Consider the following 7405-nt stretch of genomic DNA (forward strand, 5'->3'; position numbering starts at 1 on the left):
GATCGCGACGGTCGCCGTACGCTTTCCTTCATGCGCCATGAGTGGCATCAGCTGAGTCACCCCGCCGTGGGCAGCCCTGGTCTGCAGACCAGCCGCCCGACCGCCGACTCCGCCGAGGACGCGGCCCTCGGCCTCGACCGATGGCGGGAACTGCCGCGCGCGCAGACCCCGCCCTGGGACGACCCGGCCCAGGTCGCCGAGGTCTGCCGGGTGCTGGACACGGTGCCGTCGGTGGTCGCGCCCTACGAGGTCGACCAGTTGCGGCACCGGCTCGCGCTGGTCTGCGAGGGCAAGGCGTTCCTGCTCCAGGGCGGTGACTGCGCGGAGACCTTCGCCGACAACACCGAGAGCCACCTGCTCGCCAACGCCCGCACGCTGCTCCAGATGGCCATCGTGCTCACGTACGGCGCGTCGCTGCCGGTGGTCAAGGTCGCCCGGGTCGCCGGCCAGTACACCAAGCCCCGGTCCCTGCCGACCGACGCCCGGGGGCTGCCCGCCTACCGCGGCGACATGATCAATTCCCTGGAGGCCACGCCGGAGGCGCGGGTCGCCGACCCGCAGCGCATGATCCGGGCGTACGCGAACTCGGCCGCCGCGATGAACATGCTCCGCGCGTACCTGGCCGGCGGGCTGGCCGACCTGCACGCCGTGCACGACTGGAACAAGGACTTCGTCCGGCGGTCCCCGGCCGGCGAGCGCTACGACGCGATCGCCCGCGAGATCGACAGGGCGCTGGCCTTCATCCGGGCCTGCGGGATGACCGACGACGAGGCGCTGCGCACCGTCACGCTGCACTGCTCGCACGAGGCGCTGGCGCTTGAGTACGACCGGGCGCTGACCCGGATCTCCAACGGCAAGGCGTACGGCCTGTCCGGGCACTTCCTCTGGATCGGTGAGCGGACCCGGCAGATCGACGGCGCGCACATCGACTTCATCTCCCGCATCGCCAACCCGATCGGCGTCAAGCTCGGCCCGACGACCACCCCGGACGAGGCGATCGAGCTCTGCGAGAAGCTCAACCCGGACAACATCCCCGGCCGGCTCACGCTGATCAGCCGGATGGGCAACCACCGGGTACGCGACGCGCTGCCCCCGATCGTCGCCAAGGTCACCGCGGCGGGCGCGAAGGTCGTCTGGCAGTGCGACCCGATGCACGGCAACACGCACGAGTCCTCGAACGGCTACAAGACCCGGCACTTCGACCGGATCGTGGACGAGGTGCTCGGCTACTTCGAGGTGCACCGCGGCCTGGACACCCACCCGGGTGGCCTGCACGTCGAGCTGACCGGCGAGGACGTCACCGAGTGTCTCGGCGGCGCCCAGGGCATCGAGGACCTCGACCTGCCGGACCGGTACGAGACCGCCTGCGACCCCCGGCTCAACACCCAGCAGTCGCTGGAGTTGGCGTTCCTGGTGGCGGAGATGCTCCGTGGCTGAGGTCATCGACCTGCGGACGGACACCGTGACCCGGCCGACGCCGGGGATGCGGGAGGCGATGGCCGCCGCCGAGGTGGGCGACGACGTCTACGGCGAGGACCCCACAGTCACCGCGCTGGAGACCGAGGTGGCCGCGCTGTTCGGCCACGAGGCGGCGCTGTTCGCCCCGAGCGGCTCGATGGCCAACCAGATCGCGCTCCAGCTGCACGTACCGCCCGGCGACGAGCTGCTGTGTGACGCCGACGCGCACGTGGTCACGTACGAGGTGGGCGCCGCCGCCGCGTACGGTGGGATCTCCTCGCGGACCTGGCAGGCGGTGGGCGCGGAGCTGGACCCCGACGTGGTGGCCGGGATGATCCGGCCGGACGGCTACTTCGCGGTGCCCACGCGGGCGATCGCCGTGGAGCAGACCCACAACCGGGGCGGCGGCGGGGTGATTCCGCTGCCGACGCTGCGGCGGATGCGTGAGGTGGCCGACGAGCACGGGGTGGCCCTGCACTGCGACGGCGCGCGGATCTGGCACGCGCACGTGGCCGACGGGGTGCCGCTGGCCGAGTACGGCGCGCTGTTCGACACGCTCTCGGTCTGCCTCTCCAAGGGCCTCGGCGCGCCGGTCGGCTCGCTGATCGTGGGTAGCGCGGAGAAGATCGCCCGGGCGCGGTTCCTGCGCAAGCGGATGGGCGGCGGCATGCGGCAGGTCGGCATCCTCGCCGCCGCCGGCCGGTACGCGCTGGCGCACCACGTCGAGCGGCTCGCCGACGACCACGTGAAGGCGGCCCGGCTGGCCGAGGCGGTCGCCCCGCACGGGGTGCTCGCGGCGGCGGTGCGTACGAACATCGTGCCGCTGGACCTGACCAAGCACCCGCTCGACGCGCACGCGCTGGCGGCGGCCGCGCGGGCGGAAGGGCTGTTGATCTCGGTGCTCGGCCCGCGTACCGCCCGGCTCGTCACCCACCTGGACGTCACCGACGCGCAGATCGACCGCGCCGCCACCATCCTGAACACCGCCCTGCGCGCCTGACCCGCCCCGCCCCGCCGGCAGAGGCGGGGGAGGGGCAGAGGGACAGGGGGACCGTCACGGGTGGAGGCGCTTCAGGGTGGCTATGTCGGCGGCGTGGCCGACGTGCTTCTCCGTGGGGGTCTCCACCAGCACGGGCACCCCGGCGGTCGCCGGATGCCGCATCAGCTCGGCGAACGCCGGCTCCCCGATGGTGCCCTTGCCGATGTTCTCGTGCCGGTCCCGGGTGGAACCGCACAGGTCCTTCGAGTCGTTCGCGTGCACCAGCCGCAGCCGGTCCGCGCCCACCGTGGCGACCAGCGTGTCGAGCGTGGCGGTCATGCCGCCCTCGGCGGCCAGGTCGTGACCGGCGGCCCAGGCGTGACAGGTGTCGAAGCAGACCCCGAGCATCGGGTGCCTGTCGACCGCGTCCAGGTAGGGGCCGAGGTGCTCGACCCGGGACGCCAGTGACCGGCCGCCCCCGGCGCTCGGCTCGACCAGCAGCATCGGCCCGCCGGTGGCCGCGACCTCGTCGAGCAGCGGGAGCAGCGCCTCCCGGACCTGCCGCAGGGCCGCCTCGGCGTGACCGGCGTCGACGGCGCTGCCGGTGTGGAACACCACGCCCTCGGCACCGATCGCCCGGCCCCGCCGCAGCGCGTGCGCCAGCGTCTCGGCCGACCGGGTCACAGTCGCCGGGGTGGGGGAGCCGAGGTTCACCAGCAGCGACGCGTGGATGAACACGGGCAGGCCGCGCTCGCCGCACCCGTCGCGGAACGACGCGTCCTGCGCCGGGTCACCGGCCGGCAGCGCCCAGCCCCGCGAGTTCGAGACGTAGACCTGCACCACCTCGGACCCGGCCGCGTCCGCGTACGGCAGGGCCGCCCGGGCCAGGCCGCCGGAGGTGGGGGTGTGCGATCCCACCCGGCGGCGGCCGTCACATCCGCTCACAGGCACGTCACCGTGATCGTCGTACCCGGCGGCACCGGCGTGTTCTCGGCCGGGTTCTGGATCCGGACGATGCCGTTCGGGTTGAGCTGGACGTTGACCGGGAAGCCCTGGCTCTCCAGCGTCTGCTTGGCCTGCTGGCACGGCATGTCGATCACCCGGGGCACGGCCACCTGCGGCGGGCCCTTGCTGATCTCCAGCTTGACCTGGGCGCCCTTCTCCACGCCGGTGCCGTCGGCCGGGCTCTGGCCGAGGATCTCGTCCTTCGGCTTGTCGGAGTCCTTGACGTTCTCCACCGGCTTCAGCCCGAGCTGCGCGAGGATGGTGCGCGCCTCGGTGAGGCTCTTGCCGACCAGGTTGGGCACCGTCACCGGCGCGCGACCCTTGCTGAGGATCACCGTCACCTTCGCCCCGGGCTTGACCTCTGTGCCCACCTTCGGGTCGGTGGCCAGCACCACACCCGCCGGCAGGGCGTCGTCGTACCGGGAGGAGCCCTTGGCCACGACCAGGTTGACGCCCTCCAGTTCGGCCTGGGCCAGCGCGTAGTCCTTGCCGACCACGTCCGGCACCGGCAGCCGCTCCGGACCGAGCGACAGGGTCAGCGTGATCGTGCCGCCCTTGACGATCCGCGCGGCCGAGCCGGGATCCTGCCCGAGCACCGTGTCCTTGGGGACGTTCTCGTCGTAGCGCGGTGCGGCGTACCGCAGCGTGAAGCCGCCGCGCTCGGCCCGCGCCTCCGCGTCGGCCTTGGTCAGGCTCACCAGCTGCGGCGCGACCGTGTAGCGGCCCACGCCGAACCACCAGCCACCCCCGGCGGCGACCAGGCCGAGCACCACGACCACCGCGGCGACGGCCAGCCGCCCGTGCGGCGAGCCCATGATCCGGGTACGCAGGGCGGCGAACCCGGTCCCCGGAACGTCCTCCTCGACGGCGCGGCGCCGGTGCGGGCGCTGCGCGGCGCCGCTCTCGGGCAGCCGGGCCCACGCCGGGCGCTCGACCGGTTGGAGCGCGGCCACCATCTGGGTCGGCTGGCTCAGCACCGCGGTGTCGTCGCTGAGCTGCGGCAGCACGGTGGTGTGCGCGTGCGGGTCGCCCAGCTGGTCGCGGACCGCCTGCACCTCGCTCAGCAGCGCGGCGGCGTCGGTCGGCCGGCCGGCCGGATCCCGCCGGGTGGCCCGGGCGACGAGCGCGTCGAGGGCCGGCGGCAGCGTCGGCACCAGCGTCGACGGCGCCGGTACGTCCCGGTCGACGTGCTGCCAGGCGACCTCCACCGGACGGTCGCCGTCGTAGGGCACCCGGCCGGTGAGCATCTCGAACAGCACGATGCCGGCCGAGTAGACGTCGGTGCGCGGGTCCGCGTGGCCCTGGGTGACCAGCTCCGGCGCCACGTACGCCACGGTCGCCATGAGCTGGTTGCCGTTCTCGTCCTCGGCGCTGGCCTCGACGGCCCGGGCCAGCCCGAAGTCGGCCACCTTGACCACGCTGTCGACCAGGTTGCGGCTGCCGCCGGTGGGCACCTCGGCGACCAGCACGTTCTCCGGCTTGACGTCGCGGTGCACCAGGCCGGCCCGGTGCGCGGCGGCGAGCGCGGCGAGCATCTGCTCGGTGATCGCGAGTGCCTCGTCCGGGTTCAGCCGGCGGCGCTCGGCGAGCACGTCGCGCAGCGTGCGGCCGCGGACGTACTCCATCACCAGGTACGGCAGGCCGGCGTGGATGCCCTGGTCGTAGACCGCCACCACGTTCGGGTGGGTGAGCCGGGCGATCGTCTTCGCCTCGTCGGTGAAGCGTTCGACGAAGCCGGCCATCCGGGCCCGGGCCTGCGGCGCCTGGGTCGGGTGAATGATCTTGACCGCCACGGTGCGCTCCAGGCGCTCGTCGGTGGCGGTGTACACGGTCGCCATGCCGCCACGGGCGACGCGCCCGCGAATGCGGTAGCGCCCCTCGATCAGCGAGCCCAGCAACGTGTCGGCGACCTGTGTGTCCATCGGCAGGCAGTCTATGTGTCGGAAGGGTGAAGGTAGAACAGGATGCTACCGCCGGGTTGCGACACGGGGGGACCGCCACGGTGCGGGGTGCCGCGCGCCGCGCCCGGCGGGCACGTGGCAGGGTGGTCGGGTGACCGATTCCGTACCCGCCGAGACCGGCCCCGACCTGGCCGGACCGGCCGACCCGGCCGGCTGGCTGACGCTGCCCGACGTGGCCGAGCGCCTGGACCTGTCGATCAGCAAGGTGCACCAGATGATCCGCGACCGCGAACTGATCGCGGTACGCCGCGACGGCGTGCGCCGGATCCCGGCCGACCTGGTGGCCAACCGCACCGTGCTCAAGCATCTGCCCGGCGTGCTCAACCTGCTCGCCGACGCCGGGTACGACGACGAGGAGGCGCTGCGCTGGCTCTACCGGGAGGACCCCAGTCTTCCCGGCACCCCGGCCGTAGCCCTCGGCGGCGACCTGGCCCGCGAGGTCAAACGCCGAGCCCAGGCCGTCGCCTTCTAACCCTCCCACCCACCCGCCCGTCCTCGTCGATCATGAAGTTGGCGGCACAATCGGAGATCGACTTCGCCGCCAACTTCATGATCGACGCCACCTGACAAGGGTCAGGCGGGGCGGCGGGTGGCGGCGATGGCCAGGTCGACCAGGGCCTGGCGGGCCTCGGTGTCCAGGTCGACAGCGGTCAGCGCGGCCAGGGCGCTCTCGGTCAGCGCGGTGATGTGCCGTTCGGCCCGATCCAGCGCGCCGCTCGTCGTGATCAGCTCGCGCAGCCGGTCCACCCCGGCCGCGTCCAGGTCCGGTACGCCGAGCCCGGCCAGCAGCGCCTCCCGGCCGGCCTGGTCGAGCGTCTCCAGAGCCGCCGCCACCAGGTACGTCCGCTTGCCCTCGCGCAGGTCGTCGCCGGCCGGCTTGCCGGTGCGCTCCGGGTCGCCGAACACACCGAGCACGTCGTCGCGGAGCTGGAACGCCTCACCCAGCGGCAGGCCGTACGCCGAGTAGGCGGCGTGCACCTCGGGCGGCGCGCCGGCCAGCGCGGCGCCCAGCAGCAGCGGACGCTCGACCGTGTACTTCGCCGACTTGTACCGGGCCACCTTCGCGGCCCGGTCCAGCGAGGTGTCCCCGGTGGCCTGGGTCAGCACGTCCAGGTACTGCCCGACGGTCACCTCGGTGCGCATCTCGTCGAAGACCGGCCGGGCCCGGGCCACGGTGGCCGGCGGCAGGCCGGAGGAGTGCAGCAGCTCGTCGGACCAGACCAGGCACAGGTCGCCCAGCAGGATCGCCGCGGCGTCGCCGAAGGAGTCCGCGTCGCCGCCCCAGCCGGCCGTACGGTGCCGGGTGGCGAACCGCCTGTGCATCGCCGGCTCGCCCCGCCGGGTGTCCGACCGGTCCATCAAGTCGTCGTGGATCAGCGCGCTGGCCTGCACGAACTCCAGCGCCGCCAGGGTGGCGACGACCTGGTCGGAGTCGACCCCGCCGGCGCCCCGGTAACCCCAGTAGCCGAACGCCGGGCGCAGCCGCTTGCCGCCGCCCAGCACGAACGCCTCGATCGCCTCGGCGACGGGCAGCAGGCCGTCGTCGACGGCGGTCAGCCAGCCACGCTGGCCGGCGAGGAACTCGGTGAGCGCCTTGTCGATCCGCTGGCGCAGGCCGGCACGGTCGACGGGGGATACGGGAGCAGCGTGGGTCACGCCACGACGCTAGCGGTTCACACCCGTTCCCGCCGCGCCCGGCGTCCCGGCGTGCCTCGTGGCTCACCTGCCCGGACGGTCGCGCAGGTGGCGCGGCACGCCGGACGGCAGGTACGGGCGGGCCGCGGTGACCAGTCGCGCGTACCCCCGGCTGGCCGGCGCGGGCGGCGCGTCTGCCAGGCCGCGACGGAACGCGGTGAGCTGGCCGACGGCCCGGGCGGACCCGGACCGGACCGCGTCGAGCAGCGCCTCGCCGGCCACCGCGCACGCCTCGGGCACGGCGCCCAGGCCCAGGTGGCCGCGGGCCAGCCAGCCGCCGTAGACGGCCGACCGGCGCGGGCGGCAC

At 73.9% G+C, this 7405-nt stretch carries 6 protein-coding genes and 1 pseudogene; 3 read left to right on the top strand and 4 right to left on the bottom strand.

Annotated features, from left to right (window positions below):
• Positions 1-30: 30 nt before the first annotated feature.
• Both AC2CHG_RS15255 and AC2CHG_RS15260 read left to right on the top strand, forming a co-directional pair.
• Positions 31-1437: a class II 3-deoxy-7-phosphoheptulonate synthase gene (locus AC2CHG_RS15255; RefSeq protein ID WP_484524973.1), complete on the top strand. Its 1407-nt coding sequence runs from the start codon at positions 31-33 to the stop codon at positions 1435-1437.
• Positions 1430-2458, top strand: coding sequence for a threonine aldolase family protein (locus AC2CHG_RS15260; protein WP_484524974.1), 1029 nt, complete (start codon positions 1430-1432; stop codon positions 2456-2458). The genes AC2CHG_RS15255 and AC2CHG_RS15260 overlap by 8 nt, the downstream gene beginning before the upstream one ends.
• A 54-nt stretch (positions 2459-2512) precedes the next feature.
• Here AC2CHG_RS15260 and AC2CHG_RS15265 read toward each other — a convergent pair whose 3' ends face one another.
• Together AC2CHG_RS15265 and pknB are read right to left on the bottom strand one after the other, a co-directional pair.
• Complete coding sequence (locus AC2CHG_RS15265; protein WP_484524975.1) at positions 2513-3382, bottom strand: deoxyribonuclease IV; 870 nt, start codon at positions 3380-3382, stop codon at positions 2513-2515.
• The gene (pknB, locus tag AC2CHG_RS15270) at positions 3379-5364 is read right to left on the bottom strand and encodes a Stk1 family PASTA domain-containing Ser/Thr kinase (RefSeq protein ID WP_463840207.1); all 1986 of its coding nucleotides are present in this window, start codon (positions 5362-5364) and stop codon (positions 3379-3381) included. The genes AC2CHG_RS15265 and pknB overlap by 4 nt, the downstream gene beginning before the upstream one ends.
• Positions 5365-5494: 130 nt before the next feature.
• Between pknB and AC2CHG_RS15275 the strand changes: the two genes are divergently transcribed.
• Positions 5495-5875, top strand: coding sequence for an Rv2175c family DNA-binding protein (locus AC2CHG_RS15275; RefSeq protein ID WP_135241310.1), 381 nt, complete (start codon positions 5495-5497; stop codon positions 5873-5875).
• A gap of 101 nt (positions 5876-5976) precedes the next feature.
• Here the strand turns inward: AC2CHG_RS15275 and AC2CHG_RS15280 are convergent, their stop codons facing one another.
• A complete protein-coding gene (locus AC2CHG_RS15280; protein WP_262013273.1) occupies positions 5977-7059 on the bottom strand; it encodes a polyprenyl synthetase family protein in 1083 nt (360 codons plus the stop codon).
• A gap of 63 nt (positions 7060-7122) precedes the next feature.
• A pseudogene (locus AC2CHG_RS15285) lies at positions 7123-7405 on the bottom strand (helix-turn-helix domain-containing protein); the annotation flags it as partial.

This window comes from Micromonospora sp. ATLC20 (assembly GCF_057196585.1).